The organism is Neobacillus niacini (assembly GCF_046591715.1).
GTDB lineage: Bacteria > Bacillota > Bacilli > Bacillales > Cytobacillaceae > Neobacillus > Neobacillus niacini_L.
In genome coordinates, this window is the sequence record NZ_JAWVNQ010000008.1 from 43,803 (window position 1) to 70,658 (window position 26,856).

At 38.8% G+C, this 26,856-nt stretch carries 31 protein-coding genes; 8 read left to right on the forward strand and 23 right to left on the reverse strand.

The window, feature by feature from the left end:
• Positions 1-55: 55 nt before the first annotated feature.
• Together mscL and SFC47_RS18075 are read left to right on the forward strand one after the other, a co-directional pair.
• Positions 56-430 (forward strand): large conductance mechanosensitive channel protein MscL, encoded by a 375-nt coding sequence (gene mscL, locus SFC47_RS18070; protein ID WP_411255718.1) that lies wholly within the window; start codon positions 56-58, stop codon positions 428-430.
• Positions 431-522: 92 nt separating this feature from the next.
• The gene (locus tag SFC47_RS18075; RefSeq protein WP_411255857.1) at positions 523-1,131 is read left to right on the forward strand and encodes a Bax inhibitor-1/YccA family protein; all 609 of its coding nucleotides are present in this window, start codon (positions 523-525) and stop codon (positions 1,129-1,131) included.
• Between the two features lie 30 nt (positions 1,132-1,161).
• On the opposite strand, the gene SFC47_RS18080 is transcribed toward SFC47_RS18075, so the two are convergent.
• The 8 genes from SFC47_RS18080 to safA form a co-directional block, all read right to left on the reverse strand.
• A complete protein-coding gene (locus tag SFC47_RS18080) occupies positions 1,162-1,668 on the reverse strand; it encodes an RNA polymerase sigma factor (RefSeq protein ID WP_411255719.1) in 507 nt (168 codons plus the stop codon).
• 97 nt (positions 1,669-1,765) lie between these two features.
• Complete coding sequence (locus SFC47_RS18085) at positions 1,766-3,094, reverse strand: oligosaccharide flippase family protein (RefSeq protein WP_411255720.1); 1,329 nt, start codon at positions 3,092-3,094, stop codon at positions 1,766-1,768.
• 162 nt (positions 3,095-3,256) lie between these two features.
• Positions 3,257-3,889 carry a response regulator transcription factor gene (locus tag SFC47_RS18090; protein ID WP_411255721.1) on the reverse strand — a complete coding sequence of 211 codons (633 nt, stop codon included), beginning with the start codon at positions 3,887-3,889 and terminating at the stop codon, positions 3,257-3,259.
• A complete protein-coding gene (locus SFC47_RS18095; protein ID WP_411255722.1) occupies positions 3,882-4,934 on the reverse strand; it encodes a sensor histidine kinase in 1,053 nt (350 codons plus the stop codon). The genes SFC47_RS18090 and SFC47_RS18095 overlap by 8 nt, the downstream gene beginning before the upstream one ends.
• Complete coding sequence (liaF, locus tag SFC47_RS18100; RefSeq protein ID WP_411255723.1) at positions 4,931-5,665, reverse strand: cell wall-active antibiotics response protein LiaF; 735 nt, start codon at positions 5,663-5,665, stop codon at positions 4,931-4,933. Before liaF ends, SFC47_RS18095 begins: the two co-directional genes overlap by 4 nt.
• Positions 5,666-5,753: 88 nt before the next feature.
• Positions 5,754-6,398, reverse strand: coding sequence for a PspA/IM30 family protein (locus tag SFC47_RS18105; RefSeq protein ID WP_411255724.1), 645 nt, complete (start codon positions 6,396-6,398; stop codon positions 5,754-5,756).
• 18 nt (positions 6,399-6,416) lie between these two features.
• A complete protein-coding gene (locus SFC47_RS18110; RefSeq protein ID WP_411255725.1) occupies positions 6,417-6,764 on the reverse strand; it encodes a lmo0954 family membrane protein in 348 nt (115 codons plus the stop codon).
• A 140-nt stretch (positions 6,765-6,904) separates the two neighbouring features.
• Positions 6,905-7,519 (reverse strand): SafA/ExsA family spore coat assembly protein, encoded by a 615-nt coding sequence (gene safA / locus SFC47_RS18115; protein WP_411255726.1) that lies wholly within the window; start codon positions 7,517-7,519, stop codon positions 6,905-6,907.
• Between the two features lie 95 nt (positions 7,520-7,614).
• Here safA and SFC47_RS18120 point away from each other — a divergent pair, with 95 nt between their 5' ends.
• Both SFC47_RS18120 and SFC47_RS18125 read left to right on the forward strand, forming a co-directional pair.
• Positions 7,615-7,989: a DUF1360 domain-containing protein gene (locus SFC47_RS18120; RefSeq protein ID WP_411255727.1), complete on the forward strand. Its 375-nt coding sequence runs from the start codon at positions 7,615-7,617 to the stop codon at positions 7,987-7,989.
• A gap of 53 nt (positions 7,990-8,042) precedes the next feature.
• Positions 8,043-8,186, forward strand: coding sequence for a hypothetical protein (locus SFC47_RS18125; RefSeq protein WP_411255728.1), 144 nt, complete (start codon positions 8,043-8,045; stop codon positions 8,184-8,186).
• 40 nt (positions 8,187-8,226) lie between these two features.
• Here the strand turns inward: SFC47_RS18125 and SFC47_RS18130 are convergent, their stop codons facing one another.
• A complete protein-coding gene (locus SFC47_RS18130; protein ID WP_411255729.1) occupies positions 8,227-9,366 on the reverse strand; it encodes a trans-sulfuration enzyme family protein in 1,140 nt (379 codons plus the stop codon).
• A gap of 175 nt (positions 9,367-9,541) precedes the next feature.
• On the opposite strand from SFC47_RS18130, the gene SFC47_RS18135 reads away from it, so the two are divergent.
• Positions 9,542-11,074, forward strand: a complete 1,533-nt coding sequence (locus SFC47_RS18135) for an FAD-dependent oxidoreductase (RefSeq protein ID WP_411255730.1) — start codon at positions 9,542-9,544, stop codon at positions 11,072-11,074.
• A gap of 935 nt (positions 11,075-12,009) precedes the next feature.
• On the opposite strand, the gene SFC47_RS18140 is transcribed toward SFC47_RS18135, so the two are convergent.
• The 5 genes from SFC47_RS18140 to SFC47_RS18160 form a co-directional block, all read right to left on the reverse strand.
• Positions 12,010-12,144 carry a hypothetical protein gene (locus SFC47_RS18140; protein ID WP_260631726.1) on the reverse strand — a complete coding sequence of 45 codons (135 nt, stop codon included), beginning with the start codon at positions 12,142-12,144 and terminating at the stop codon, positions 12,010-12,012.
• Positions 12,145-12,198: 54 nt separating this feature from the next.
• Positions 12,199-13,668 (reverse strand): amidase family protein, encoded by a 1,470-nt coding sequence (locus SFC47_RS18145; RefSeq protein WP_411255731.1) that lies wholly within the window; start codon positions 13,666-13,668, stop codon positions 12,199-12,201.
• An 89-nt stretch (positions 13,669-13,757) separates the two neighbouring features.
• Entirely contained in the window at positions 13,758-14,894 is a 1,137-nt protein-coding gene (locus tag SFC47_RS18150) for a DEAD/DEAH box helicase (protein WP_411255732.1), read from the reverse strand.
• A gap of 167 nt (positions 14,895-15,061) precedes the next feature.
• The gene (locus SFC47_RS18155) at positions 15,062-15,856 is read right to left on the reverse strand and encodes an MBL fold metallo-hydrolase (RefSeq protein ID WP_411255859.1); all 795 of its coding nucleotides are present in this window, start codon (positions 15,854-15,856) and stop codon (positions 15,062-15,064) included.
• Positions 15,857-15,949: 93 nt separating this feature from the next.
• Positions 15,950-16,159: a cation transporter gene (locus SFC47_RS18160; protein ID WP_411255733.1), complete on the reverse strand. Its 210-nt coding sequence runs from the start codon at positions 16,157-16,159 to the stop codon at positions 15,950-15,952.
• 157 nt (positions 16,160-16,316) lie between these two features.
• Here SFC47_RS18160 and SFC47_RS18165 point away from each other — a divergent pair, with 157 nt between their 5' ends.
• Positions 16,317-17,015 carry a Crp/Fnr family transcriptional regulator gene (locus SFC47_RS18165; protein ID WP_411255734.1) on the forward strand — a complete coding sequence of 233 codons (699 nt, stop codon included), beginning with the start codon at positions 16,317-16,319 and terminating at the stop codon, positions 17,013-17,015.
• Here the strand turns inward: SFC47_RS18165 and SFC47_RS18170 are convergent.
• Entirely contained in the window at positions 17,012-17,266 is a 255-nt protein-coding gene (locus tag SFC47_RS18170; RefSeq protein WP_411255735.1) for an amino acid decarboxylase, read from the reverse strand. The two genes, SFC47_RS18165 and SFC47_RS18170, sit on opposite strands and share 4 nt — an antisense overlap.
• A 347-nt stretch (positions 17,267-17,613) precedes the next feature.
• Here SFC47_RS18170 and SFC47_RS18175 point away from each other — a divergent pair, with 347 nt between their 5' ends.
• Entirely contained in the window at positions 17,614-17,799 is a 186-nt protein-coding gene (locus SFC47_RS18175; RefSeq protein WP_411255736.1) for a hypothetical protein, read from the forward strand.
• Positions 17,800-18,891: a copper resistance D family protein gene (locus SFC47_RS18180; RefSeq protein WP_411255737.1), complete on the forward strand. Its 1,092-nt coding sequence runs from the start codon at positions 17,800-17,802 to the stop codon at positions 18,889-18,891.
• Between the two features lie 36 nt (positions 18,892-18,927).
• Here SFC47_RS18180 and kynB read toward each other — a convergent pair whose 3' ends face one another.
• From kynB to SFC47_RS18220, 8 genes are all read right to left on the reverse strand, one after another.
• Positions 18,928-19,548, reverse strand: coding sequence for an arylformamidase (gene kynB, locus SFC47_RS18185; protein WP_411255738.1), 621 nt, complete (start codon positions 19,546-19,548; stop codon positions 18,928-18,930).
• Between the two features lie 68 nt (positions 19,549-19,616).
• Positions 19,617-21,362 (reverse strand): WG repeat-containing protein, encoded by a 1,746-nt coding sequence (locus SFC47_RS18190; RefSeq protein ID WP_411255739.1) that lies wholly within the window; start codon positions 21,360-21,362, stop codon positions 19,617-19,619.
• Positions 21,363-21,486: 124 nt separating this feature from the next.
• Positions 21,487-22,269, reverse strand: coding sequence for an IclR family transcriptional regulator (locus SFC47_RS18195; protein WP_411255740.1), 783 nt, complete (start codon positions 22,267-22,269; stop codon positions 21,487-21,489).
• Between the two features lie 90 nt (positions 22,270-22,359).
• Positions 22,360-23,142 carry a 2-dehydro-3-deoxy-D-gluconate 5-dehydrogenase KduD gene (gene kduD, locus SFC47_RS18200; RefSeq protein WP_411255741.1) on the reverse strand — a complete coding sequence of 261 codons (783 nt, stop codon included), beginning with the start codon at positions 23,140-23,142 and terminating at the stop codon, positions 22,360-22,362.
• A gap of 25 nt (positions 23,143-23,167) precedes the next feature.
• The gene (gene kduI, locus SFC47_RS18205) at positions 23,168-23,998 is read right to left on the reverse strand and encodes a 5-dehydro-4-deoxy-D-glucuronate isomerase (protein WP_411255742.1); all 831 of its coding nucleotides are present in this window, start codon (positions 23,996-23,998) and stop codon (positions 23,168-23,170) included.
• Between the two features lie 14 nt (positions 23,999-24,012).
• Complete coding sequence (locus SFC47_RS18210) at positions 24,013-25,017, reverse strand: sugar kinase (RefSeq protein WP_411255743.1); 1,005 nt, start codon at positions 25,015-25,017, stop codon at positions 24,013-24,015.
• Positions 25,014-25,667 carry a bifunctional 4-hydroxy-2-oxoglutarate aldolase/2-dehydro-3-deoxy-phosphogluconate aldolase gene (locus tag SFC47_RS18215; RefSeq protein WP_411255744.1) on the reverse strand — a complete coding sequence of 218 codons (654 nt, stop codon included), beginning with the start codon at positions 25,665-25,667 and terminating at the stop codon, positions 25,014-25,016. The genes SFC47_RS18210 and SFC47_RS18215 overlap by 4 nt, the downstream gene beginning before the upstream one ends.
• 173 nt (positions 25,668-25,840) lie before the next feature.
• Complete coding sequence (locus SFC47_RS18220) at positions 25,841-26,854, reverse strand: 4Fe-4S binding protein (RefSeq protein WP_411255745.1); 1,014 nt, start codon at positions 26,852-26,854, stop codon at positions 25,841-25,843.
• Between the last annotated feature and the right edge of the window lie 2 nt (positions 26,855-26,856).

Consider the following 26,856-nt stretch of genomic DNA (forward strand, 5'->3'; position numbering starts at 1 on the left):
CCCTTCTTGGCAGCTGCTCTCATAAATTTCAACAATATTATTCTGGAGGTTTCTTATGTGGAATGAGTTTAAAAAGTTTGCGATGAAAGGCAACGTAATTGATCTCGCTGTCGGGGTCATTATCGGTGGTGCATTCGGTAAGATTGTTTCTTCGCTTGTGGCAGATATCATTATGCCGATCGTTACCATCCTTGTTGGAAAAGTGAATGTTTCTGACTTGGCATATGGACCATTAAAATATGGTATTTTTATTCAGTCTATTATTGATTTCTTAATTATTGCTTTTTCAATATTCTTGTTTATAAAATTCCTATCCCGCTTTAAAAAGAAAGAAGAAGAAGTTAAAGTGGTCGTTGAAATTGACAAGAAAGAAGAGCTTCTTGCTGAAATACGAGATCTATTAAGAGCAGAAAAAGATTTTTCTAAATAAAATGAAACATCTTGGCCACTCCCTCGTATATTCTATATATAAATACACTTTGAGGTGAAGAAAAATTGTACACACATACATCTACTGAATTTATGCCATCAGTTATTAGGACATTTGCTCTTTCTCTGGCCATTGCCTTTGTCGGGACCATGGCAGGTACCTTTGTTCCACCGGCATTATTTTTACCATTAGCAATCCTAGAATTTGTTTTATTGATGATTGCCTTTTTCTTTAGACGTAAAAAAGCCATTTCTTATACGTTCCTGTATATTTTTACATTTATTTCAGGTATTACTTTATATCCAATCGTATCTTATTATGCCATGACTGCTGGAGCAAATGTAGTCTTGATGGCTTTCGGAAGCACCACAGTCGTGTTTACTGGAGTAGCCATCTATGCAACAGTATCCAAACGAAATTTCTCCTTTTTAGGCGGATTCCTGTTAGCAGCCTTATTAGCTTTAGTCGCGATTTCCATTTTCAATATTTTCATGCCGCTTAGCTCAACAGGGATGCTTGCATTCTCGTTTATCGGAGTTTTAGTCTTTAGTGGATATGTATTATTTGACTTCAACCGCATGAAGCATTACGGTGTCACGGCTGAAGAAGTACCATTAATGGCATTGAACCTGTACTTAGACTTTATCAATTTATTCGTAAGTATTTTACGTATTTTTGGTATTCTGTCATCAAAGGATTAATAAAAAAAGCCGGGAGCTCCCGGCTTTTTATTATGCTAAAGATTGGAGCTTTGGTTTAAGGTGCTCCTTTCCCCTTTTCATTCTAGTTTTCACTGTAGATATAGGGACATTCTTTCTTTTGGATATTTCAATTAAGGTGAGGTCTTTAAAGTAATAGAGATCAATTGCAGATTGATAGATTTCTGGCAGTGTTCTAACACTCTCTGCCATCTTTTCCACTGAATATTTATGTAGAACTTCTTCTTCAGGAAGAGGAGGTTCTTCCACTGTTGAAGTGTAGGAATATACCTCTTCCTTCCAAAATTCTTTTCTTTTGTTTTCTTTTCTCCAATAATCCTTGCACTTATTTCTCGCGATGGTAAACAACCAGCTTTTTAGCCGTGAGGGCTCCTTTATTGCATGAAAGGATAAATAGGCAGATATCCATACCTCCTGATAGAGGTCCTCGGCTAATTCTTTTTCTCTAACTAAGGAAAATATATAGTTAAAAATGGCTTTCCCATGTTGTGTTACCATCTCTTCAAACGAATCAATCATTCCATCCCGCATATACTAAAACCCTTCTTTCCTTTAACACTCTTATACTAATAGACGGAATTGGTATGTTTAACCCCTACAGATAGATTTAATCTTTTTAATTATTTTTCTGGATAAAGCCTTTCATAAATATAGAAACTCCTATTTTTTTGCATATGCTTAGATAGTGCAATAAAGCCAATAAAACGGATCCCGTATTCATCGCGATGATTACGCCTTCCATCCGCCATTCGGGGCGTGAAGCAAGTACAATGATAATCGCAAACGAAACGATGGTAGACCAAATAGCATGTATAAATGTCTCCTTTATTAGTCCTAAGCCAATCAATATTGCCTGCATTGGCATCACAAAGAAATGGAAAAGAAAAAATGGCCAAAGCATTTGTAAATAAATCGCTGCAGTAGATGACTCAAAGAAGATAGACGTGAGCGGGCGGGCAAATATATAGAAAATGACCACGGCTGGTACGCCGTACAGGAATGTAAGTGTCATGACTTGGGAAAGCATTTTTTGCAGTGTGCTGTAATCTCGTAACGAATACGTTTTGGAGACAGCTGGTATTAGAACCGTCATTAACGAATGAGCAATAAAGGCAGGGAAAAATCCAATTGAAACGGCAACCCCCATGAGCATCCCAAAATGTTCGGTAGCAATGGTTTCAGAAAGTCCAGACTGGACCAAGGCTGACTTAATCAAAAAGGGTTGTATCGCACCTGTGAGTGCAGAGAATAGTCGTAATCCTGTTGTCGGAACAGAGACTGCCATTAAATTTTTTCGGACTGCCTTCCGATTTAAATTGGAAAAGGGCATCCGTTTCAGCTGCTGGAATTGAATAATTAATGTGTAGCAAAGATAAAGAAATACAGCAATTTCACTGCCAATAAATGAAGCAATCGCAATCAATACAGCTGCTTCTGATTCAAATTGGAAAAAACGGAACAACAAAAATAACAAAACGAGTTGTACGGATTTTCTTAAAAAATTGGCAACTGCGATTTTCCCCATCTGGTGCCTGCCCATAAAATACCCCCGGGCCACTGAGGTAAAGGATATTACAGGAACGAGCAGGATAATGAGCCATCGTGTATATGGATGATAGCCATTAAATACGGATATAAAAGGAATGAGAGCCGTAGCAGCCACCAACAGGATACACGTAAAAATAATCGTGATGGTAATGGCATGATATAGGATATTTCGGTGAAACTTCTCCTCCTTTTCAGCAACAAACTTCGAAATGGATACCGGAAGTTCAAAGCTTGACAAAAGAACGAGCAAATAAATCGAGGGAAGGATAGACATATATAAACCTAATCCATGCTTGCCCAATTCTTTTGCAAGAATTAAATTAACTAAGAACTCTACACCTTCTCCCAAAAAGGCAGAAAGGGCTAAAAATAGTATTCCTTTGTAAAAGATCGCCATGGCCAAACTCCCCTTTAAACACAATCTCACTTTTATAAACCTATGAGACAAGTTTAAAGATTAGTAGGGATTTTTTCATCAGGCTGTGCATTGAGGATGGCGAATGTTGATTTCCTGTGCACAGCCAAATAAAAAAAGGACCTTTAGTCCTTTTTGAAAGAGTTATTTTATTAGTGAATGTTTAAATGCGTAGATAACTGCCTGTGTTCGGTCTTGCACGTTTAGTTTGCTTAGGATGTTGCTGACATGGGTTTTTACGGTTTTTAGGGCGATATATAGCTCATCTGCTATATCTTGATTTGTTTTTCCCTCTGCCATTAACATAAGTATTTCCATTTCACGGCTGGTAAGCTCTTCATGTGGCAGCTGTTGATGCTTCTGGCGCATTTTCACCATCATTTTCCCTGTTACTTCTGGTTCTAGAACGGACTGGCCATGATATGTAGCGCGCACAGCGTTAGCGATTTCATCAGCCTTGGATGTTTTTAGCATGTAGCTGGTAGCTCCAGCTTCTAGTGCAGGATATACTTTTTCATCATCTAAGAAGCTAGTGACTATAATTACTTTTGCCTCTGGCCATGCTTCAATAATTTGTCTTGTCGCTTCGATTCCATCCATTTCCTTCATTACTAAATCCATTAAGATAATATCGGGTCTTAGCTCCAGTGCCAGTTCCACACCCCTTTTTCCATCTGCGGCCTCACCTACTACTTCAATGTCCGGCTGTGCGGATAAATAAGCGGAAACCCCTATTCTCACCATTTCATGATCATCGACAAATACTACTCTAATCATTTACACCATCTCCATTTATCATAACCGGTACCTTTACTTCCAGCCTTGTACCTTTACTCTTTACACTAATCACCTTTAACGTGCCCCCAACTTCAAGCGCACGCTCATGCATGTTCTGCATTCCATAAGAACCAGCTTTCATGTGGTCGACTTCAAAACCAACCCCATCATCAACAATTCTTAATATGACCAGGTCATCCCGCTTAATCAATAACACATCTAGCTTATTCGCTTTTGAGTGCCGTAGTGTATTGGATACAGATTCTTGGAGGATTCGGAAAAGGTGATCTTCAATACCCTTATCGAGCGGAAAGGCTTCTACCTTCCATTTAATTTCCATAGTTACTTTCTGAGATAATTCGATTAATAACTCTTCAATTCCTTCCTGCAGCGTTTTATTTTTTAACGCAACAGGACGCAAATGAAGAAGCAGGGCACGCATTTCAAGTTGTGATTGATGAATCATCTCTTCAACCATTTTCAACTGCTTTCTCTCCCTATCCTCTTCACTGGCATTTTGTTTGGTTGTATTAATCGCAGACATCATCATCGAGGCAGCAAAAAGCTGCTGACTGACTGAATCATGTAATTCACGTGCGAGACGGTTTCGTTCCTGTTCAATAATTTCTTGTATTCTCGCTTCCTGGTCTTCTACTTTTTCTGTAGCTAAACGCTGTGAAAGCTTTGCCTGTTCAGAAATTTGCCTGCCTATCTTATCAATCTGTTCCGCAATGCTTTGCATTTCCGTTATAGACTGCTTTTCAGTAAATACACTTTGCTTTCCCTGCTCTAATTGGTGCAGAGAATGTTCTACAGACTGAAACTGCCTTCTATAGAAAATACCTGAAAAGATTCCTAATAGGATTCCAATGGCAATACTGAATGCCGGAATAAAAATAACAAATGGGATATCCATGAAATGTCGATTCCATAATTCGGACCAATCCGCAATAGGAAAAACAATAATAAAGGAAGCAGCCACAACAAGAGCAATAATGACAGAAAAGCCGATATTCCAAATAACCTGCCTTTGGATGGTGCTCATATCCGGCTCACCTCTAAATTCCCCACCAGCAAGGAGGTGAATATTTTCACCTTTTGCTCAGCCTGGTCATAACCAGCTGTCTTTAGATGGAAGGCCTGGTTAAAAACCTGGTTCTGATGGTTTTCAAAAACAGTGGTAGAACCTACAACACTTGAATGATTTACACTTACTTCTGTTTCATAAGGTACTTGAATTTGTATATTACCAATAACATTTCGAATAAAGATAATGGTCTCACCCTTCGGCAAAACCGTATAACTTAGATCTATGATGGTATCTCCAATTCCAGATTGGATGTTAATGTCATTCCATTCATAAACATTACTAGGCGTTTTTTGCTGCCCAAAAAATATATTCTCAAAGAGCGGCTTGGTTCGAATCAGGGTCTCTTCCCGCCCGGCCTGCTCTGATTCTTTTAGACTTAAGGTAACTTTATTTGGATTCTTTTTAGAATTAGAATATTGAATAATAAAATGTAAGAGAATAGCGAGTAATAGAAACCTAAAGGTCATCATGCTAAACACACTAATTAATAGAAAAATAATTCCTGCAAGGAAAAATACTTTCCCACTTTTTTTCCCTGCTCTTCTTCTGCCTATATAGATCAATCCGCCCGAAAATATTAAGGAGAAGATAAGCCCGCTGTTGAAAAATAGAATTTCTAGCAGCAGAACGACAACCCCAATAACCACAAGCCATCCTGTATAATCATTCTTTGCATTTTTTAACATCTGGCCGACCCTCCCTTAAATGTCTCTTTTCATTTCAGGCCAAAAGGTGCAGAGGTCTGCACCTTACTAGAATACCATGTTTTGGTTATTAAATGGACTTCTCTTCATCTAATTTCATTTCTTTTTCTAATTGAGCAATTTTAGAATCAATGGTATCTCGGTAATATGAACTTTTTACCTGGTGTTCTAAACGTTCTAAGTAATGATCGATTTCTTGAAAACGTGAATTTGCACTATTTGTTATATTATTTGAGTCTAATACTTGATTCATTCGGTGATTAGCGCGGGTTACGTTCTCACGGCCCATTAATTCCAGACGCCTGATTTGCATATCCTTAAGCTTATGCTTCATTTCCTCATACTTTCTTTCTAATTCTCCCAGCTGGCCTTTCACTTGCAGAAGGGAAGTTCCTAGACGTTCAACACGGCTTGCGTATTGCTGTTGTTCAAGCTTTGCAAATTCATATAGCTCCATTTCTCCTGCCTTAGAAGCAACCTCTGCTTGATACTTTCTTTTTTCTGCCAGTTCTTGTGCCTCTGAATATTCTCTAGTGAATTCGTCTTTCAGCGCATATTGACGTTCTAATAGCTTTCTTACCTTTTCAGTTTCCTGCTCACATTGACGAAGATATTGGTTAAGTAACGCAATTGGGTTTTTCTTTTCCTTGTGGTCAACAGCCGCATGTAAATCCGCCATAATTGTATCTTTAATTCTTGTTAATAAGTTAGTCATTTTATCTCTCTCCTTAGATTAGTTTTTATTTAATTCATTCCATTGTTTTTCAAAGTTTACAAATGGGTCGCTATCCTCTTTTACAATACTTTTTTTGCTGCTATTCCAGTTCTTATAAACGAGGTATAGGACATAGGCTGCAAGAACACCGATGATCGCCGGTGCGTTATGAATTGAGGCCATTAGGACAAAAAATCCGATAATCCCAAGAACTATCTTGCCTCCGGTTGATTCAGCCTTTATGAACTGTTTGAAAATGAAGTATAGAATCGCAAGGCCAACAAGTAAGCCTACCATCGGACCTATCGATGAAAATAAAATGATGGCTGCAATTCCACCAGCAAGTAATAATCCAAACTTTTTCATTTGTTTTTCCTCCTTTCTTTATCTTGATATCATCTTACCTCGTATCATGATTTCTCATAACGAACCTGCGCTTTATTTTCATATCGGTCTCTAGACGTAGAAAAGGTCAGTCCCTTGATAGGAACTGACCCGTTTGTTGTTTATTTTGATATAAACATTTGCGTCCAATAATGTCTTTGTGATCCGCCTTTCGCGTATCCAACACCAATATACGTATAGTTTCCACTTAAGATATTGGCACGATGTCCTGGACTGTTCATCCAAGCTTTAACCACTTCTTGAGGTGTTGTTTGCCCGGCTGCAATATTTTCTGCTGCCGCCCGGTAAGAAATTCCGAAGTTCTTCATCATCGTAAAAGGACTGCCATAAGTTGGACTCGTGTGGCTAAAATAATTTTTATCTCTCATGTCCATCGATTTATAGCGTGCCACCCTCGATAGTTCCCAATCTTGAGTTAAAGGTCTTAAACCATGTTTCGCACGTTCCTGATTTGTTAATTGGACAACCTGGTTTTCAATGCTTTTCGTTGCATCAAGGCTGGGAATCGTCACCTTATCTCCTGGATAAATAAGGTTTGGATTTTTGAATTGCGGATTTGCTGAGATGATTTCAGAAATCCCAACCTGGTAACGAACAGCAATCTTCCAAAGTGAATCTCCTGGCTGTACTGTGTAGACCTGCTGTGCAAATGAAACACTAGGAATTCCAATAAGTGAAAGTAACAACATAAAACTAAACCAAAATGATTTTTTCATTTTACGCCTCCTCCGATATATATTTTTAGATTTCAGGTTCAAAATATACAGAGTGCAAAAAATAAAATTTTTTATGTAAGTACGGAGGAAAAAATTTGAGAGATATTTCATGGATCACCTTTGTCATGTTAATTTTGGCAAGTTATCGCTTAACTCATTTAATTGTTTTTGATAAGATTACAGAATTTATTCGCAGACCATTTATGAAAAAAGTTAAAGTAGAAACCAATCACGGAATTGAAACTAAGGAAGTACCCAAAGGCATGTTTGGATATTTATTGAAATGTTATTGGTGTGCCGGCGTTTGGAGTGCGATTCTCCTTGGAGGCGGATATTTACTTTTCCCCCGGATTACCTTTGTGTTTATTTTGATTTTCTCGATTGCAGGCGGTCAATCCATCCTTGAAACCTTTGTAGGAGTAAACCTTAAAAAGGTTGATTATTATGCTGATTTAGATAAGAAGAAATAAATAACGAAAAAAATCTCCCCTTTCGCATAGACATTAGTAAAGGGGGGATTTGAATGGCTGGATGGTGGGTTGCTGCCATTGGGTTTATCATTTGTCTTGGTCTTGTTGGGGGTACTATGGTTTATTTTTTAAGAGGTAGTCTTAACTCTGAGGATTCCACCCGTATTGATCCCGTTAAAGAGGACGTTGACCAATAAAGAAAAAAAGAACCTTGGAAACCCAGGGTTCTTTTTTTGATTATAATGATTTCTCTATGGCCTGCTCAAATTGTGCAATAATATCATCGGCATGTTCAATTCCTACTGATATCCGTACTACTTCTTTTGTAATCCCTAAAGCTTCACAAGCTTCCTGTGGGAGTGACCTGTGTGAAGTAGTAAGTGGATGAGAAACAGTCGTTTCGACTCCGGCAAGAGTGGGAGCAATTTTGATCCAAGCTAATGAGCTGAAAAATTGATTGATATCTACCGTTTTTGAAAGCTCAATGGTTACCATTGCACCAAAGCCCTCGCTGTCTTGCTCGAAAGGGTAATAAACTTTCTCGACAAAGCGATTTACTGACAAAGCTTCTGCCAATTTCTTTGCGTTGCTTGATTGTGCTCTCATTCGCAGCGCTAAAGTTTTTAACCCGCGGCAAGTCAGCCATGCCTCAAAAGGACTTACATTTGTACCCAGGTTCACAATTTTCGTACGAGCACTGGCAACTAAATCTTCTCTGCCAGTTAGAACTCCAATGGTTACATCGCTATGACCGCCAATATATTTGGTTGCACTATGCACCACCAAATCGATTCCCATTAAATAGGGCTGGCAATGGTATGGAGTCGCAAAAGTATTATCTACAAGTGTATTTAGCTGGTGCTTCCGGGCCAGCTCAACAACGCCTTTAATATCCTCCACCCTTAATAAAGGATTTGTAATGGATTCCGTATAAAGCAGTTTCGTATTATCTTTGATTTCCTTTTCTACTTGCGCTAAATCTTGAAAGGAAACAAAACTAGTTTCAATTCCAAAATGATTTAATTCTTCTTTCAACATATGGTAGCTGCCGCCATATAAATCATCTGCAGCAATAATATGGTCCCCGTTTTTCACTACGGCTAACACACCGGCTAAAATAGCTGACAATCCAGATGACGCTGCTACACCGCTAGGAGCTCCTTCTAGCCTAGCAACAGCTTCTCCTAACTCATCGGTATTCGGATTTCCTACCCGTGAATACAGATATTGACTATTTCCATGATAAAATCCTTCTAATTCATCAAGATCTTTAAATGCGAATGCAGAGGTCTGATAAATTGGTGTAACTTTACTAGTTATTTTACTATTACTTTTCTTCCTGCCATGTAAAATCTCCGTCTCAAACTTCTTCCCCATATCAGCACCCTCTTTTTAATTTACAAAATAGTTATTATATTGAAAATATCAATACCTGAATCTTTCGTCAATCTAAATCTATTTCCAGATAATATTTTTTATAAATGGAACTCCTACATGATTTCGCTAAAATTGGAAAAATTAATCCTATGAATATCTTACTGGAGGTCAGCAAATGAGTTCAACTGAAAATACCCACCAATTCCCTCGTACCTACTGGCGGGAAATAGAATTACCTGCATTTGAAAAGTTAAATGAGGATATAACTGTAGATGTGGCCATTGTTGGAGCCGGAATTACAGGCATAACCGCCGCTTATTTACTTGCAAAGGAAGGGGTAAAGGTTGCAGTTATAGAGGCTGGCGGAGTCTTGAACGGTACAACAGGACATACCACAGCTAAACTTACTGCCCAGCACGGGTTAATCTACGATGAATTAATCGGTCATTTTGGTGAAGAAAAGGCGAAGCTATATTTTGAATCAGCCTCTAACGCCATTAAATTTGTTGAAAGTACTGTGAAGGAAAAGGGAATCGACTGTGACTACAGCCAACAAGATGCCTATGTATACGCTACCTCAGACCACTATGCCGAGAAGCTGGAAACAGAGCTGTCTGCTTATCAAAAACTAGGAATTGATGGTGAATTAGTGGGGAACATCCCATTTGATATTCAAATCAAATCTGCTCTGTTAATGAGAAATCAGGCTCAGTTTCATCCACTGAAGTTTTTAAAAGGGCTATTGGATGAAGCTGTGAATGCAGGCTGTTCTTTTTATGAAAATACGACAGCCGATACAATAGAGGATGAAGATACATCCCAGCCAAAGGTTGTTACCAAGGACGGAAATAAAGTCACCTGCAGGCATGTAATCATTGCGTCACACTTTCCTTTTTATGATAAACCTGGTCTTTATTTTGCAAGGATGTATGCGGAACGTTCTTATGCGATTGGGATTAAAACAGATATGAAGTATCCAGGCGGCATGTATATCAGTGCAGACAGTCCATCCAGGTCTATACGCTATACTCCGCTTGAGGGAAGCAATCTCCTTATTCTTGGGGGTGAAAACCACAAAACTGGACAGGGTATGGATACACTCAGACATTATCTTGCCCTTGAATCCTTTGCGAAAGAGGTATTTGATTTATCAGAATATCATTACCGGTGGTCAGCTCAAGATTTGGTTACATTAGATAAAGTTCCATACATCGGACCTCTAACAAAAAACAAGGAGCATGTCTTAGTAGCAACTGGCTATAAAAAATGGGGGATGACCACGGGTATTCTTGCAGCTCATGTATTGACCGATTATATAGTAAATCGTGATAATCCATATAAAAACTTGTTTACACCATCACGTTTTGATGCTGACCCAGATATTAAATCCATTGTTACCACAAATGCTGATGTAGCTAAGCATTTAATAAAAGGAAAGCTTGAATTTGTGCCAAAGGATCCTGGTGATTTGAAAAATGGAGAAGGCTCAGTTGTCATGCATAACGGACAACGTGCAGGTGCTTATAAAGATGATAACGGTAAACTTTATATTGTTGATACCACTTGTACACATTTAGGCTGTGAATGTGAATGGAATCATGCGGAAAAATCATGGGACTGCCCATGTCATGGATCCCGCTTCTCTTATGATGGCAATGTAATTGAAGGGCCGGCTAAGAAGCCGCTTAAGAATGTTGGTGATGCATGATAGTAGTGAGATTCTGTTTTTTTATAATTATGGGCTCTCAGCGCTTCTATGAGTGACCGTTTCTTCGCATTTTATAAGGGTCCGGGCTCTCAGCGCTCCTTTGAGTGACCGTTGCTTCGCTTTTTACGAGGTTTCGGGCTCTCATTGATTCTATGAGTGACCGTTTCTTCGCTTTTTATGAGGGTTCGGGCTCTCATCCCTCTTATGAGCGACCGCTTCTGCTCTTTTATTAAGGATTCGGGCTCTCATCGATTCTATGAGTGACCGCTTCTGCTCTTTTTATGAGGGTTCGGGCTCTCATCCCTCTTATGAGCGACCGCTTCTGCTCTTTTAATAAGGTTTCGGGCTCTCATCGATTCTATGAGTGACCGTTTCTTCGTTTTTTCGAGGATTCGGGCTCTCATCGATTCTATGAGTGACCGCTTCTACTCTTTTTATGAGGGTTCGGGCTCTCATCCCTCTTATGAGCGACCGCTTCTGCTCTTTTAATAAGGTTTCGGGCTCTCATCGATTCTATGAGTGACCGTTGCTTCGCTTTTTACGAGGGTTCGGGCTCTCATCGATTCTATGAGTGACCGTTTCTTCGCTTTTTATGAGGGTTCGGGCTCTCATCCCTCTTATGAGCGACCGCTTCTGCTCTTTTATTAAGGATTCGGGCTCTCATCGATTCTATGAGTGACCGCTCCCTCTCTTTTTATGAGGTCTCGGGCTCTCAGCGCTTCTATGAGCGACCGCTTCTGCTCTTTTTATAAGGTCTCGGGCTCTCAGCGCTCCTTTGAGTGACCGCTTCCTCTCCTTTTTTGAGGTAACGGGCTCTCAGCGCTCTTATGAGTGACCACTACCGTCCTTTTTATAAGGTTTCAGGCTCTCATCCTTAATGAGTAGCCATATCACCAAAAATATAACACGCCTCCTAAATCAGGAGGCGTGTTCCTTTATTTACCATGCGGACGATTTCGTTTTAAATCTTCACCTGTTGAAAACTCAACAAGTTCAGCACTGTTTTTCATTCCCTTTTTGCGATTGTTATTTCTCTGAGCATTGGCATTACCGAGTTTCTGTCTTCCCATACTATCAACTCCTTCTAGAGAAATCATAAATAGTATGAGTGAAATTAAATGAAGTTATTCTCCTTCAAGAACTGGTGCTTTTCGGAACTTTGTTAACTGTTCAAATGCATAAGCTGCTTCAATCAGCTGTGGTTCACTATAAGCGGTCCCTGCAAAGGTTATTCCAACGGGTTCACCTTCAGAGGTATATCCTGCAGGAACAGCAATAGTTGGATAACCAGCCTTAGCGCTAATATGCGAGCCCTCTTCATTTGGGAAAAGAATCATATCTAATTGAAACTCCTTTAAAGCATAATCAATACCCTGCTCGGTCGATAGGTATTGATCAAACTCTAATGCCTTTACGTATGCTGATTCAGTTAACGAGCCGCTTGTAGCTTCTGATTCCAATAATACTGCCTGTCCATACTTAAGCATTACTTCTTCATTTTCTTTATTAAATTGAATAAGATCATTTAACGACCTCACTGGTATAGCAGGATGAAGGTTACTTAAATATGCATTTAGATCTGGCTTAAATTCATAAGTTAAAACATCATACGCCCATTCTGTCTTGGCTGAGGGAATTTCTATCTGTTCAATAACTTCTGCCCCGGCAGCCTCTAATATCGCGACTGCGTCATGGTGAATTTTTTGCTTTTCGTCACTTAACATTTCAATGAATCCCTCTAAAGCAATTCCGATTCTTTTACCTTTGAGTCCTTCCTTGAGTAAATGCTCTGTAAAATCCTTTTCCACATGCGGATTTGTCTTAGTAATTTGGTCTTCATCATCTCTTCCCGATAAGGCACTCAAGAGGATGGCTGCATCCTTGACTGTTCTAGCCATTGGTCCAGCTGTATCCTGTGTATGGGCAATGGGGATGATTCCTTTCCTGCTGATAAGCCCAACTGTCGGTTTAATTCCAACTAATGAGTTTTGGCAGGCAGGATTCAGGATGGACCCAGATGTTTCCGTTCCAATCGAAGCAGCAGCTAAATTGGCTGCAATTGCTGCGCCAGAACCTGAACTAGATCCGCCGACTTCAAATTGATCTGGTCCATATGGATTTAATACCTGACCGCCCCGCGAGCTATAGCCGCTTTTCATACCATTGGCCATAAAATTTGCCCATTCAGTCATATTTGTTTTCCCAAGGATAACAGCACCTGCTTTCCGCAGCTGCTCCGCAACATAAGAGTCCTTTAAGGCAATGGAATCCTTTAAAGCTAAAGAACCAGCACTTGTATGCATTTTATCAGCAGTATCAATGTTATCTTTAATTAAGATGGGAATCCCATGTAACGCACTTCGTGGTCCGGTTTCTTTGCGCTCTGCATCAAGAGCACTAGCGATATGTATAGCATCTGGGTTAACTTCTAGGATAGAGTTTATATTTTTATCATAAACAGAGATTCTATGTAGATACATCATCACAAGCTCTTTAGAAGTAAGTTCTCCGTTCGACATCATTTCCTGCATCAGAGTGATTGTAGCTTCCTCAATCCACTCATAAAGGTATTTCTTTAACTTAGGATTTTCCATGGTTATCCCCCCTGTGATAAAGATTTTATAAAATTTATCGAAATCTTGCAAATTTTAAAAGACAGCAGGGATCCCTGCTGTCTGAGAGGTTAACGCCTTGCTTTTTGTTCTGGTTCAGCAATTTGGCCTTTGTAAAATATTCTCTTATGCGGCTTGACATCGAGCTCTTGTCCGTAACGTTTTAATTCTCTCTCTTCTCGTTCCGTCACTAAGGAAATGACGGTACCATCACTACCCATTCTTCCTGTCCTGCCAGCTCGATGTACATATTGAGCAATATCCCTAGGAAAGTCCACATGAACTACATGCGTGACACCTTGAATGTCCAATCCTCTCGCTGCCACGTCAGTCGCGATTAGCATCTTTGTTTTACCATCACGGAAAGCTTTTAACTCTGCCTGCCGTTCCAATTTCTTCATGTCACTATGTAGAATCCCAGTTGATAAATCTTTAAAATTGAATTTTTCTTTGAAGACTTGAATTTCACCAATATCATTAATAAAGGCAAGGGCTTTGATGTTTTCTAAGCGGGCGATTTTTTCCAGCAGCTTAATTTTGTCTCTAGGTTCAGCTAGAAAATAGATATGTTCTACATCTCCTGAAGAAGCCAGCTCATCTTTTTCTATCCGAAGAATTTCAGGATCATTTGTTATTTCCTTTGCTAATTTCTCCGTGCCAGCCTTCATGGTAGCGGAGAATAAAACAACTTGGCGATCGCCCATTGTTGATTTAACAATGTTTTGGACGGTGTTAATATGTTCTGGAATCAGAAGTTGATCGCCTTCATCCAACACGACTAACTTCACTTCGTGCATTTTTACTTTCTTCTGTTTAATTAGTTCCAATAATCGGCCAGGTGTAGCAAAGATAATATGGGGACGCTTTTTCAATTTTTCAAGCTGGCGTTTGACGTTTGCCCCGCCAATTATCGATGTTCCTCTTATACCACTGCCTTCTGACCATTTTTGAAATTCTCCATATACCTGCATAACCAATTCCTGCGAGGAAGCCAAAACAACACCTTGGAGTGATTGAGTACTTGATTCGATTCGGTTTAATAATGGCAGTAAATAAGCAAGCGTCTTGCCTGTACCAGTTGGTGATTCTGCGATTAAATCTTTTCCTTCAAGTATTAGAGGAATGGCCGTTTCCTGAATTGAAGTAGGCTGTTGAAATCCGGACTTTTCCCAGTTTTCTTGTAAAAAAGGGCTGAAGTTATTTATCATGTTTTACTCCTTTTTTTATCTCATTTCTACATATTATATCCATACATGCCTCTGATACTAACCTATTTACTAAATTGTGTCTATTAAAAACCCAATTCCGCCGGGTCTTGGGCGGGTCTTAAAATTGAAAAAGCACATGACAATGTCATGTACTTATTGATCTACGGTTAATTCGTATACCGGCTATTCTTCGGCATAGCAATTTCTCTGAAATTAGCCGCTAAATAGCTTAGGTTATCTCTTAATTCTTCTCCAGTCATTGGAATTCCATGACCGGTTACCGCTATTTCTGGCTTCAGAGCCTCAAGTTTTTTCACGGACTCGTTGGCAGCCTCCCAATCCGTTGTGTAATATCTTGGCGGTCCGCTTATTTCCTGCATTTGCGTTAATACCTTGTAAAGGGATTCTTGTTTTACTGTAACAAAGGCATCCCCAGCAATTAAGGCTCGATCTGCTTCCCGGAATAATGAGACGTGGCCTGGCGTATGCCCTGGGGTATGAATCCATTTCCATCCCTGCATATGAGGAATGGAACCATCTTGTGGGAAGGCCATTACTTGTTCCCCAATATTAATTCCATGATTCGGAAACATTGGGGACATTTTTGCCACCATTCCTGAGTCAACACCAGGATCCCCCGGCGGGTAATCTTTTTTGCCTGTTAAATAAGGAATTTCCAGCTCATGTGCATACACAGGGACCCGCCATTTTTCTATAAGTTCAACAAGTGATCCAACATGATCAAAGTGACCATGAGTCAAAATAATAGCACTTGGCCGGGCTTGTTCTCCGAAGTGCTCTGCAATCATTTCAATTATTTCATCTGCACTCTTTGGCATACCGGCATCGACAAGGACAAATTCATTCTCATTACCTACTAGAGCTAAATTAACAATTTGATTTGTGTAACAAAATACATCAGACAAAACAGCTACACCCATTCCGCTGCCAATAGATGTCATAGGAAGAAATGAACCTTCAAATTTGCTATCTTGATTTTGCTCCAAAAAGATCCCTCCTGTTCTTATTTATTATTAACAGAGAGGTAGAATATATTAATCAAATGTTCTGACCGCCAATTTATGAATGGCAGTGTTTATTTCTTCAGATTCAATAATTGCTTCATTATAGTTAATTTCAATTTTCCCACTGCCTGCTAAAATCTTTACCATCTCTATCCCGTCATACCTTTTGATTTTCTTTTTGATTTTCCCTATACACCCTGAACAGGCAACATCATTCAGAGACAACTGGATCATACTCATTTTGGATATCCCCTTTCAATCATGGATTTGACATTAGTATATAAGAAATAGCGCAAGTATTACCTTGACTTACATCAAGATTGATTTGAATCACTACAAACGCATTAAAAGAAAGATAAACTATTAGTAACGAATACTATTAGGGAGTGGTTGAATCATGTGTTGCGAACATTGCTCTCATGAATCTTCCTGCCTCGTTACTGTTCCTGTTTTTAAAGGGCTGAATGAGGAAGATATCCGGCATTTACGGAAGGTAACAAAGAGCCGGATGACACATAAGGGAGAATATATTTTTAGAGAAGGCGAAAGTTCTAGTACGCTATTTGTTGTTAAAGAAGGGCTGATTAAATTAACGAAAACATCTGCAGATGGAAAAGAACAAATTGTTCGGCTTCTGTTTCCTGGAGATTTTTTTGGTCTATATTCTCTTTTAAGAGATGAGAAGCATTATATTAATGCGGAAACCGTCCAACAAACAACGATTTGTTCAATAGAAAAAAAGGATTTTTTAAAAACCATGGAGGGTAATTCTGATATGGCATTCCGTTTTTTAGTGGCGATGAATGACCGTCTTTATGAAGCAGATGAATCCATGGGGAATCTAAGTTTAATGGAAGTAGAACAAAGACTGGCAAAGGCACTTCTACTCTTCCATGAAAAAATGAAGGTTAAGAATGAAGCATTTACACTGCCGATTACAAAGAAGGATTTAGCAAGTTTTATCGGTACAACCCCAGAATCTGTAAGCAGAAAACTTTTGGCTTTTATGTCTAAGAATATTATTCACATGGAAGGACAAAGGCAGTTACAGATTCTAGAGCTGGATCAACTAAAAAGGATCTCTGAATTTGGTTAAACTTCATTCAATTTTATTGCCATGAGACGAAAGTGTGAGGGTTCAATTTCATTTACAATTGCATTCATTCCTAAAGATTGAAAGGTTGCAACTAATGGCTCTCCACGATGCGGCAGATGAATTTCAAATAATGTCCCCACAGGTGCTGACTTTACAAAATTAATAATTTCCCGTCGTGGATGTTCGCCCTTTAAGACTCTTTCACGAATATCTATAATTGCTCTTTGATTTTCAATTTTGAAGCTGCTCATCTTATTTCATGTCCCCCCAAGTAAGATATCAGATATCGAAAGTGTAACACCCCTCTTAATATAAAAAATTGATTTACATCAAGTTCAATATTTCTTATCCTATTTAACCGCGGCAGAATAGGTATATTTAAATTTGAACGTATTGTGACAAATGTCCTTAAATTGATATTACAACCTATGATTGGTGGTAGAATGAAGAACATCACGATAACAATATATCGGAGTTGAAAATGATGTTAAATAAAACTACACTACTCTTAGGTTTATTGTTTTTTTTATTTAGTTCGCATATCTTTGCACATTCTCACATGGAAACAAATACAAATCCACCAGCACAAGTTGAACCGGTGAAAAAAATTGAAATTGCTGCTACAGATAGTGAAACGGTAATGAAAACAGAATCCACAGAAATAAATCAAATCACCTCTAGTAGACCCGCTGTAATAAATTATGTACTCCCCGTCATAATTGGATTGGTTATCGTTTTGGGCTTCGGAAGCTATTGGTTAATTTTTAGGAGGAAACAGTTCTAGATGTTTATTGCAGGTATTATAAGCGAGGCATTACTTTATAGTTGTTTTTCTTTTGTTTTAGGAAGCTTTATTCTTAATCTTGTACCCAAAACGGTACGTCCGGAAATAAGGATTCCCAAAGGTATCCTTTTAGGTGCAGCATTAGGAATTGCTATCTTTTCATTTTTACCGGTATTGAAAATTGTTCTATATTTATACGAGGACCTAGGATTAGGATATACTCTTAAGTCGGTGTTAACGAATTTCGAGGTCGGGAAAACATGGATTAGTACTGGAATGATTTCGTTGATTTTATTCATTTACCTGCTTCCCATTAAACTTGAACAAAAGCCCTTATTCTCATTAACAGGTCTCATTTTTACTTTGATCTTAATTGCTTCTCTTGGCTGGTCAAGCCATGCAGCATCTTTATCCAAATTAGCAGGTTTCGTCACCCACTCCTCCCACTTTTTGGCTGTTACAACATGGGTTGGAATTCTGATGGTGGTGAGCTGGTTTTCACAAAACCATGATCATTGGCTGAAATTCTTGAAGTGGTTTTCACCTGTTGCTTGTTTTTGTTTAGTGATTACGACCTTAACAGGTATATCCTTAATGACTTTCCACATGGAATTGACGGATTATGTTAGCGTTACAGCTATTACTTATGGGCAGACATTATTAATTAAACATATTGCAATTCTGCCATTGCTGGCATACGCCTTTATTAATAGTTTTTTAATTCGAAAAAGACTCCAAAAAGAACCATCTTTTAATCCGATTCCATGGGCGAGAATTGAAAGCGTAATAGTATTAATCATTTTTTCTGTAACTGGTGCACTTGGACAAGCTTCACCACCGCACGAGCTAAATTCGATGGTTAGAGCAGATGGTGCTGCAAAGCTATTTTCCTTTTTTCATCCGGGAGAAATAAGTTTCCCTATCCACTTTTCACCTGGAGCACCTTCAATCGCACTATTTCTTATCGCACTGCTTTTTCTAGTGTTAGTGATTGTAATGTTTATGAAAAAAGCGCCAAAAGCTTTGTCCTTTGTTTTGAGTTTACTATTTATTGTTACTGGTTATATCGGTTTTATGTTAAGTATTTCATGAAAAAAGCAGCGGAAACGGATTCCGCTGCTTCTTATTTTAAAGTGACCGCAGCACCGCTCTTACCGGACTGCCATCTCCTTCGACCAATGGCAGCGGCAGGGCAATTAACTCGTAATCACCAGGTTCTACGTGATCCAATACAACGGATTCAAGGATATGAATTCCGTTTGTATTTAAGCTATGGTGTGCATGCAGGTCTTTACTGTCAATGGGATCCACAGATGGAACATCAACCCCGATGAGCCTAATTCCCTTCTCCGCTAAGTATGGACCGAGGTCACTTTCTAGGAATGGAATCTTTTCGGGAAACAGAGCAGAATTCCCCCAAGATAAAGTCCGAAACAACACTCTTTTAAACGCGCCTAAATCGACATTTTCTAGATCCTTAGCTCCTATACTTTCTTTCCCAATCATATCAAGAACTCTTACAGGACCAATATATAACTCAAGGTCCAACTCAATAATTCTTTTTCCATTATCATCAAAATGAAATGGTGCGTCGACATGCGTCCCTGTATGTGTGCTCATTGTAACACTTCCTACATTTACAGATCCACTTTCTGCTTTGGACCACGAGACCTCATATTGAAAGGCTGTATCACCCGGCCAAACCGGCATGCCATTTTCAAGCCTTCTGGATATATCAATCAATTTCATTCATCCCACTCCCCTGACAGCATTTATTAGTCTATTTTAAAAATATATGGCAGCCAAGGTAATGTCAATTAATGAAACGACAGCCAGAATTCTCCACGATGATTAATGATACTACTTAACTCCTTAAACGGAATTGTAAAGGTTGGAAAGCCAGCTGCATAGGGGGCAATTTCGTAAGGCTCAAAATAAATATTCAGCGCTCCTTCACTTATAAAAAATGGCTGATCTGCTTTAATTCCTTTATAAGAATCCGGGAAGACATAGGAATATTGCTCATCATTTTTGATTTGTTCTTCAACAATTTGACTAATAACTTTCACATAATCACTTTTCGGCCTAAATAAGTCTTTTAATTGGTAGATCTTCCCCAGCTTTAGATCTATATGTGCATACTTTTTTACGGGCATACCATGCGCTGCACCAAAAGGGTAATCATAACCGTTTATTTCAATGACTACCAGATGATTCTTATAATAGCTTACATCGAAATCACCGGTGTAGCTGGATTCTAATTGTGTATGCTGAGGAATGGGCTTCACTCCAGCCAGGTCTTTCAATGTCTGATTGATCTTCTCCTGATCTTTGACACCCTTTATCTGAGGATAGTAGACTAAATAATCTTTATTAGGTTTAAATTTATTTTCGATAACAGAATAATCGTCGTTTAAGGGGATTTTGGTGTTTTGCTTCCAAACCAATTTGCCACCTTTATCAAAATAGAGAATGCGGAGATCAATATCACCCTTAATAAATGATTTATCAAAAGATAATGAACCACTGCCATTAACCTTTGGCAGATAATCTACTCTTCTGCCCCGCTTGTCAATAAAGAAGGTAGTTTCATCATTATAGGCTGAGGCAATTCCATCTTTATAAGAGGAAACACCATTTAAGGTAAAGCCCGTATAAATACGACCATCTGAATCTGCAATGGCGTATTTTGAGCCGATATAAGGCCTTTCTCTATCAATCGCTTTTCCTAAGGCATAACGTCCTTCTCCAAGGTTTAATAGTGTATTAAAATTCGGTTTGATGGTAAATTTTCCTTCCCGGTTAATAAGTCCATAAGTGTCAGAGGTCTGAACAACGGCCCTTCCATCCACAAATGGCTGTGTTCCTGTAAACTGCGGGTCAATGCGAACCTTCCCTGATTCGTCAATATATCCCCACTTTCCATCATTACTTTCCCGAAATGCCAGGGTTCCTTCACCATAATCGTCCACAAAAGGGTAAGGATAGGATTTCACAACTTTTCCTGTAAGGTCGATGAGAGCGTAATTTCCGCCTTTTATTTTGACCAATGCTTTTCCATCTTGAAAGTCACTGGCAGATTCATAGGATAATGGAATGACTTCCTTACCCCTTCTATTTAAATAACCATATAAATACCCGCCGTCGCTTGTCGTATCTGCTGCAACCGCCCTGCCTCCATGATATTCACCAATAAAGGAATAACTCTTAGAAGTAATTACCTTCCCGCTTTCATCGATTACTTTAAATCCCTCTTCATCTATGACAGCAGCCCTCCCTTCTTTAAAAGGACTGATTGAATCGTATTTGGGTTCCACAATAAAATAACCATCACTGTTGATGATTCCTGCAAGATTATTTACGCGAACTACAGCCAAACCATTTTCCTGAAAGTCACCTGCTCTTTCGTATTTTGGCGGCAGAACAAATTTCGCCTGTTCATTGATGTATCCCCACTTACTGCCGCCAATCCCTTTCACTGCTGCAGGAAAAAGATAGACCATTCTCGATAAGGAAAGCAGATAGGTAATCCAATTTTCCTGTTCTATATTTCTTTTAGACATCCGTACTACCCCATTTATTTTTTATTATATATATGAAAATATGGGCGGGATGAAGCTTATCTTCCATACAAACAAAAAAGAATCAATTTTGAACTAGGGACTTCAAAATTGACTCTTCTTTATTTTATATAAAAACATAATTCTGCTGTAACTCTCGCAGGATATTTTCTTTTGTCTTCAAAATAGCTTGGATGATTTCGTCCTTCACCTGAGGTGATATACGATAGACAGGTACACTCACACTAAAAGCACCGTATGTTTGGTTATTCATAACCAACGATACACCTAGACAATACACATCGTTTTCACCTTCGCTGTCATCCACAGCATAGCCATTTCTTTTTGCATCCTCTAACTGTTTTAAAAGAGACTCTGAATCTGTGATTGTAGTTTCAGTTATAGCCTTAAGTTCTACCCGGCTTAAATATGCTAATACTTCACTTTCTGACATTTCGGCCAATACGGCTTTTCCCATGGCAGAGCAGTATAGCGGTTTCGTTATGCCAATCCTTGAATTTAAACACACGATTGGTTTTTTCGTTTCCAATTTGTTAACGGTCAGGATCTCATCGCCTTCTAAGATTCCAAGGTGTATGGTTTCGTCTAACCTGCTTTGCAGTTCTTTTAAATACGGATAAGAAATTTTTGAAATGTCCAAATCGGCTAGATATTTGTTTGCGTATTTAATTAAGGCACTGCCTAGTTCGAATTTCTTTGTTTCTGGATGTTTTTTCACATATCCAATTAGAAGAAGGGTATCTAAAATCTTTAAGGCCGTAGAGCTTGTTAAACCCGTTTCCTGTGCAATCACAGCTAACGACTGCGGTTCTTTCTTTGCTGAAAGAACATCAAGGATGCTCGCAGCCTTTATTAAGACAGTACCATAAGGTTGTTTGGTAGTTTCCATAATATCTCTCCTCCTTCCGTAGATAAAAAGAATATAGCTATTTTATATAGCTATATTCTTACTAATTTTAATCTATAAATACTTTTTAATCTAGCGGACTAACCAGCCGCCATCCACTGGAATAATGGCTCCGTTCATATAATCAGAAGCTTTGCTTGCAAGGAAGACCACAACACTTTGCAAATCAGCTGGAGTTGCCCAGCGCCCTGCTGGAATACGTGAGGTAATTTCTGCATGACGCACTTCATCTGCACGAATTGGAGCTGTGTTTTTCGTTTCAACATAACCAGGAGCAATCGCATTAATTTGAATGCCTTTTATTGCTAATTCATTAGCAAATGCTTTTGTTAAACCAGCGACACCATGTTTGCTGGCTGTATAGGATGGCACAAATTTACCGCCTTGGAAAGAAAGCATCGAAGCAACATTAATGATCTTTCCGCTGCCTTGTTCTACCATTACTTTTGCAGCTTCTTGGCTTAGTAAGTATACAGCATTCAGATTAATGTCCATAACGGCATCCCAATCTTCTTCCTTATACTCAAGTATTGGCGAACGGCGGATAGTTCCTGCATTATTCACCAAAATATCCACTCTTCCAAATGTTTCTAAGCATTTAGAAACGATATCCTTTGAAACTTGTTTATCCGTTAAATCTCCCTGGAAAAACTCTACTCGGCGTCCTTCATTTTCAATGAGTTCCTTTGTTTCTCCCCAGTTATTGCCGTGCGTGACAACGAAAAGGTCCGCACCTGCTTTGGCAAGAGCAACCGCAAAGCCTTGTCCAAGGCCTGTATTACCGCCAGTGACGATGGCCACTTTACCGTCTAATTTAAAATAATCTAATGAAAACTGTTGTAAGTCATTCGTCATTTCTTAAACCTCCTCATAGGTTGGATTATTTTAAATCCTTCATTGGAACCATGTCCATATCGTTATATGTGATATTTTCGCCGCACATTGCCCAAATGAATGTATAATCACTTGAACCTACACCAGTATGAATAGACCAGCTTGGTGAGATCGCAGCTTGCTCATTAGCAATTACTAAATGTTTGGTTTCATCCGGTTTGCCCATGAAGTGGAAAACGCGGGTATCTTCTTTCATATCAAAATAAAGGTATGTTTCCATACGGCGCTCATGTGTATGACAAGGCATTGTGTTCCAAGCACTTCCTGGAGTCAGGATGGTATATCCCATTTGAAGCTGACAGCTTTCGCATACGTTTGGATGAATATATTGATAAATAGAACGATGATTTAACGTCGCTGAATCACCTGTTACCATTGGCTCGATTTTATCAATGCTAATTTTTACATTTGGATATTTGTGATGTGCCGGAACAGACACGGTATAGAATTTTGCTGGATTAGACGGATCATCTGATTTAAATTGCAGATCCTTTGTTTCTTTTCCAATGTAGAATCCGTCCTGCTTTTTCATAGGCTCTTCAGTACCTTCGATGACGATTGATCCTGGTCCGCCGATATTAATTACACCAAGTTCACGGCGTTCTAAGAAATAAGTAACACCTAATTCTTTAGAAAGTTCAATGGTCAAAGGCTGGTCAGTTGGGGTAACCCCGCCAAAGATCATACGGTCGTTATGAGTGTACGTTAATCTAACTTCTCCCGGAACAAAAATACTTTCTACTAAAAATTCCTTACGCAATTGTTCTGTTGAATAATGACGAATATCTTCTGGACTATGTGTATAACGAGTTTCCATTTTATTCACTCCTATTATCGATTAATTTTTGCGCTGCCATTTTCCATTAAATTTTCTACATCTCTTATTGCAAATGGATTACAATCACCATAAATGGTGTGTTTTAAGCCAGAGTATGCACTTGCAAAGGAGACCGTATAATTAAGGTCTGCACCTGTTACGAGGCCATGCAAAATCCCTGCTGAGAATGCGTCTCCGCCGCCTACCCGGTCAATGATTGGTTCTAACTTATGAACTTTAGATACATACGTTTTTCCATCCTTCCAAAGCGTACCTTGTAAGGAATTAGAAGTAGCCGAATGCACCTCGCGCTTGGTAGAATAAAAGACTTCAATATTGTTATATTTCTCATGCATTTTTTGATAGTAATAGTCGGTATCATCTTGCTCTGTCTGATTTTCAGGGATGCCTAACAAATAGATCGCATCCATTTTTCCTGCAGAACAATAATCCACATATGGCAGGATTTTTGCTAGTGTCCTTGATGCTTGGTCATGATTCCAAAGCTTTGACCTGAAATTAATGTCGAAGCTGACTTTTATATCACGCTTTTTTGCCTCTTTTACTAGTCTCAAAGAAATCTCAGCTAATTTTTCTGAAAGGGCTGGAGTAATACCTGATAGATGAAGAATGTCAACGTTTTCAAAAAGCTGTTCAAAATCCCATTCCATTTCTTGAACAGAAGCAAAGCTAGAATTAGCTCTGTCATAAATAACAGCTGAAGAACGCTCGCCAACACCGCTATCTAGATAATAGGTTCCTAGGCGATTACCCCCTAGCAGCAATGGTTTCGTATTAACACCATATTTTTGAAGATGCCTTTTTACGGAAAGGCCAAGAGCATTGTCTGGTACTTTACTTGCAAAAGCAACATCATAACCAAAATTAGCAAGATTTACAGCAACATTAGCTTCTGCTCCTCCATAATGAGCCTGGAAGCTTACTATATTGCTAAAATGAGTTCCCGGTGATGTTGAAAGCCTTAACATGATTTCACCAAAAGTTAAAACTTTGCTCATACGGTCACCATCTTAATTTCATGGTACTTGTCCATATATTGTTTTGCCAGCTTGGTAATCTGATCATAATCCCCTGTTTTTGCAGGAGCTAATAAATTCCCGCCTACACCGACTGCTACACAGCCTTTATTGATCCACTGCTCCATGTTTTCTATGTTCACTCCGCCAGTTGGCATGATATTTACTTGTGGAAGAGGTGCTTTCACAGCATCCACAAAACTTGGTTCATATGTACTTGCAGGGAATAGTTTAATAATATCTACACCTGATCGAAGGGCCGTTTTGATTTCGGTTATGGTCATACATCCAGGCAGATATGGTACTTGATAAAGATTGCAAATCTCTGCGATGTCAGCATCGAACATTGGACTAACAACAAATTCGGCTCCAGCCATAATCGCAATTCTAGCCGTCATTGCGTCAAGAACTGTTCCTGCGCCAACGACAATAGCAGAATCGTTTTTGTATTTGGATATGGTTTCTCGAATGACTTCGTCTGCTTGTGGAGTAGTGAAGGTTACTTCTAAGCCAGTAAGCCCGCCATTTACAAGTGCATCAATGGTTTTAAGTGCTTCTTCTTTTGTTTCTGATCTCAGTACTGCAATTACACCACTTTTTTCAAGCTTTAAGAGAATATTAGCCTTTTTCATGATGTTTTCCTCCTTTGATTTCCAAATAGGAAATGTGATTGTTTATTTGGAAATTTATATTTTTATTATATTGGATGACTTTAGGTTTATCAACCTTATATTTAAAATAGTTAAAAAATTTTAGAATAATAAAAAGAGTAACCTGTTTTGCAGCCTGGTTACTCTTTATTATACTAATCTATATATTTTGCTTCAGGAATCAATATTTTCCATTCTTCATAACTGATGATTGTTTCCCAGTGACCGGTAAGCTTTGCAAAGCCAATAATTAAGAAAAAGGCTGCAAAGAAAGCAGCGGGTATAAACCATTTACTTACCTTTTTATTAGCAACTGTCATGTTCAAGGTATCCTTTACAGGACAAGCCTCAACACATGCCATACATGCCGTACAATTTAAGTTGTTAACACTCTCGGCCTTATGTACCTTTACTCTTTGTGGACAAACCTTTGTACACATTTCACAATTGGTACATGTCTCTTCATTTCTTATGACCTTAGAAATTCTGAATATCGAACCAAGTCCAATGAACGCTCCATAGGGACATAGAAAGCGGCACCAGAAATTTCTATAGAATAATGATAGTAAAAACATCACAGTAAGAAAACCAATCCCAAAAGCACTGATGTCTAAGAAAAATGTCAGCATTTTAACATCAGATATTTTGTTATAGGGTTGATTTAAGAACGAAATCGCACCGTACGTCGGCATAACGACAACCATTCCCAAAAAGAAAAGCAATAATAAATACTTTATTGGTGTCAGGAGCCAAACGAGCCAAGTGGGTACTTCAAAATTTCTCTTAAACAGCTTCCTTCCCAATCCTGCTATCCATTCACTAATTGTTCCAATCGGACAGATCCAGCTGCAAAATGACCTTCGGAAAAGAATGGCACCAAAGACAAAAAAGCTAAGCAATACTAGTCCAGCAGGATGGATTAAATCAAAATCTCCAGTGGCCAGCCAAACTTTTAATGCCATTAAAGCACTAATGGGAAGGAATCCTTCAACAGAAGACGGCCTTTCTACAAAAGGTGTTTCTCCCATCGTTTCAAAATGCATATAGAATTGATAAAAACGGATACCAACATATAGTAAAAATAACAGGAATACAGCCTGAATGACGTACCTTGTTATTTGAACCGGCTTTCTCTTCAACTGTTTCTTGTACCAGTTCATTGACTTCATTA

Bases quoted from the DNA above. Each gene is read 5' to 3' on its own strand.
- mscL (WP_411255718.1), top strand. From the start codon at position 56: ATGTGGAATGAGTTTAAAAAGTTTGCGATGAAAGGCAACGTAATTGAT.
- SFC47_RS18075 (WP_411255857.1), top strand. From the start codon at position 523: ATGCCATCAGTTATTAGGACATTTGCTCTTTCTCTGGCCATTGCCTTT.
- SFC47_RS18080 (WP_411255719.1), bottom strand. From the start codon at position 1,668: ATGATTGATTCGTTTGAAGAGATGGTAACACAACATGGGAAAGCCATT.
- SFC47_RS18085 (WP_411255720.1), bottom strand. From the start codon at position 3,094: ATGGCGATCTTTTACAAAGGAATACTATTTTTAGCCCTTTCTGCCTTT.
- SFC47_RS18090 (WP_411255721.1), bottom strand. From the start codon at position 3,889: ATGATTAGAGTAGTATTTGTCGATGATCATGAAATGGTGAGAATAGGG.
- SFC47_RS18095 (WP_411255722.1), bottom strand. From the start codon at position 4,934: ATGAGCACCATCCAAAGGCAGGTTATTTGGAATATCGGCTTTTCTGTC.
- liaF (WP_411255723.1), bottom strand. From the start codon at position 5,665: ATGTTAAAAAATGCAAAGAATGATTATACAGGATGGCTTGTGGTTATT.
- SFC47_RS18105 (WP_411255724.1), bottom strand. From the start codon at position 6,398: ATGACTAACTTATTAACAAGAATTAAAGATACAATTATGGCGGATTTA.
- SFC47_RS18110 (WP_411255725.1), bottom strand. From the start codon at position 6,764: ATGAAAAAGTTTGGATTATTACTTGCTGGTGGAATTGCAGCCATCATT.
- safA (WP_411255726.1), bottom strand. From the start codon at position 7,519: ATGAAAAAATCATTTTGGTTTAGTTTTATGTTGTTACTTTCACTTATT.
- SFC47_RS18125 (WP_411255728.1), top strand. From the start codon at position 8,043: ATGGCTGGATGGTGGGTTGCTGCCATTGGGTTTATCATTTGTCTTGGT.
- SFC47_RS18130 (WP_411255729.1), bottom strand. From the start codon at position 9,366: ATGGGGAAGAAGTTTGAGACGGAGATTTTACATGGCAGGAAGAAAAGT.
- SFC47_RS18135 (WP_411255730.1), top strand. From the start codon at position 9,542: ATGAGTTCAACTGAAAATACCCACCAATTCCCTCGTACCTACTGGCGG.
- SFC47_RS18140 (WP_260631726.1), bottom strand. From the start codon at position 12,144: ATGGGAAGACAGAAACTCGGTAATGCCAATGCTCAGAGAAATAACAAT.
- SFC47_RS18145 (WP_411255731.1), bottom strand. From the start codon at position 13,668: ATGGAAAATCCTAAGTTAAAGAAATACCTTTATGAGTGGATTGAGGAA.
- SFC47_RS18150 (WP_411255732.1), bottom strand. From the start codon at position 14,894: ATGATAAATAACTTCAGCCCTTTTTTACAAGAAAACTGGGAAAAGTCC.
- SFC47_RS18155 (WP_411255859.1), bottom strand. From the start codon at position 15,856: ATGACATCTATTGGCAGCGGAATGGGTGTAGCTGTTTTGTCTGATGTA.
- SFC47_RS18160 (WP_411255733.1), bottom strand. From the start codon at position 16,159: ATGAGTATGATCCAGTTGTCTCTGAATGATGTTGCCTGTTCAGGGTGT.
- SFC47_RS18165 (WP_411255734.1), top strand. From the start codon at position 16,317: ATGTGTTGCGAACATTGCTCTCATGAATCTTCCTGCCTCGTTACTGTT.
- SFC47_RS18170 (WP_411255735.1), bottom strand. From the start codon at position 17,266: ATGAGCAGCTTCAAAATTGAAAATCAAAGAGCAATTATAGATATTCGT.
- SFC47_RS18180 (WP_411255737.1), top strand. From the start codon at position 17,800: ATGTTTATTGCAGGTATTATAAGCGAGGCATTACTTTATAGTTGTTTT.
- kynB (WP_411255738.1), bottom strand. From the start codon at position 19,548: ATGAAATTGATTGATATATCCAGAAGGCTTGAAAATGGCATGCCGGTT.
- SFC47_RS18190 (WP_411255739.1), bottom strand. From the start codon at position 21,362: ATGTCTAAAAGAAATATAGAACAGGAAAATTGGATTACCTATCTGCTT.
- SFC47_RS18195 (WP_411255740.1), bottom strand. From the start codon at position 22,269: ATGGAAACTACCAAACAACCTTATGGTACTGTCTTAATAAAGGCTGCG.
- kduD (WP_411255741.1), bottom strand. From the start codon at position 23,142: ATGACGAATGACTTACAACAGTTTTCATTAGATTATTTTAAATTAGAC.
- kduI (WP_411255742.1), bottom strand. From the start codon at position 23,998: ATGGAAACTCGTTATACACATAGTCCAGAAGATATTCGTCATTATTCA.
- SFC47_RS18210 (WP_411255743.1), bottom strand. From the start codon at position 25,017: ATGAGCAAAGTTTTAACTTTTGGTGAAATCATGTTAAGGCTTTCAACA.
- SFC47_RS18215 (WP_411255744.1), bottom strand. From the start codon at position 25,667: ATGAAAAAGGCTAATATTCTCTTAAAGCTTGAAAAAAGTGGTGTAATT.
- SFC47_RS18220 (WP_411255745.1), bottom strand. From the start codon at position 26,854: ATGAAGTCAATGAACTGGTACAAGAAACAGTTGAAGAGAAAGCCGGTT.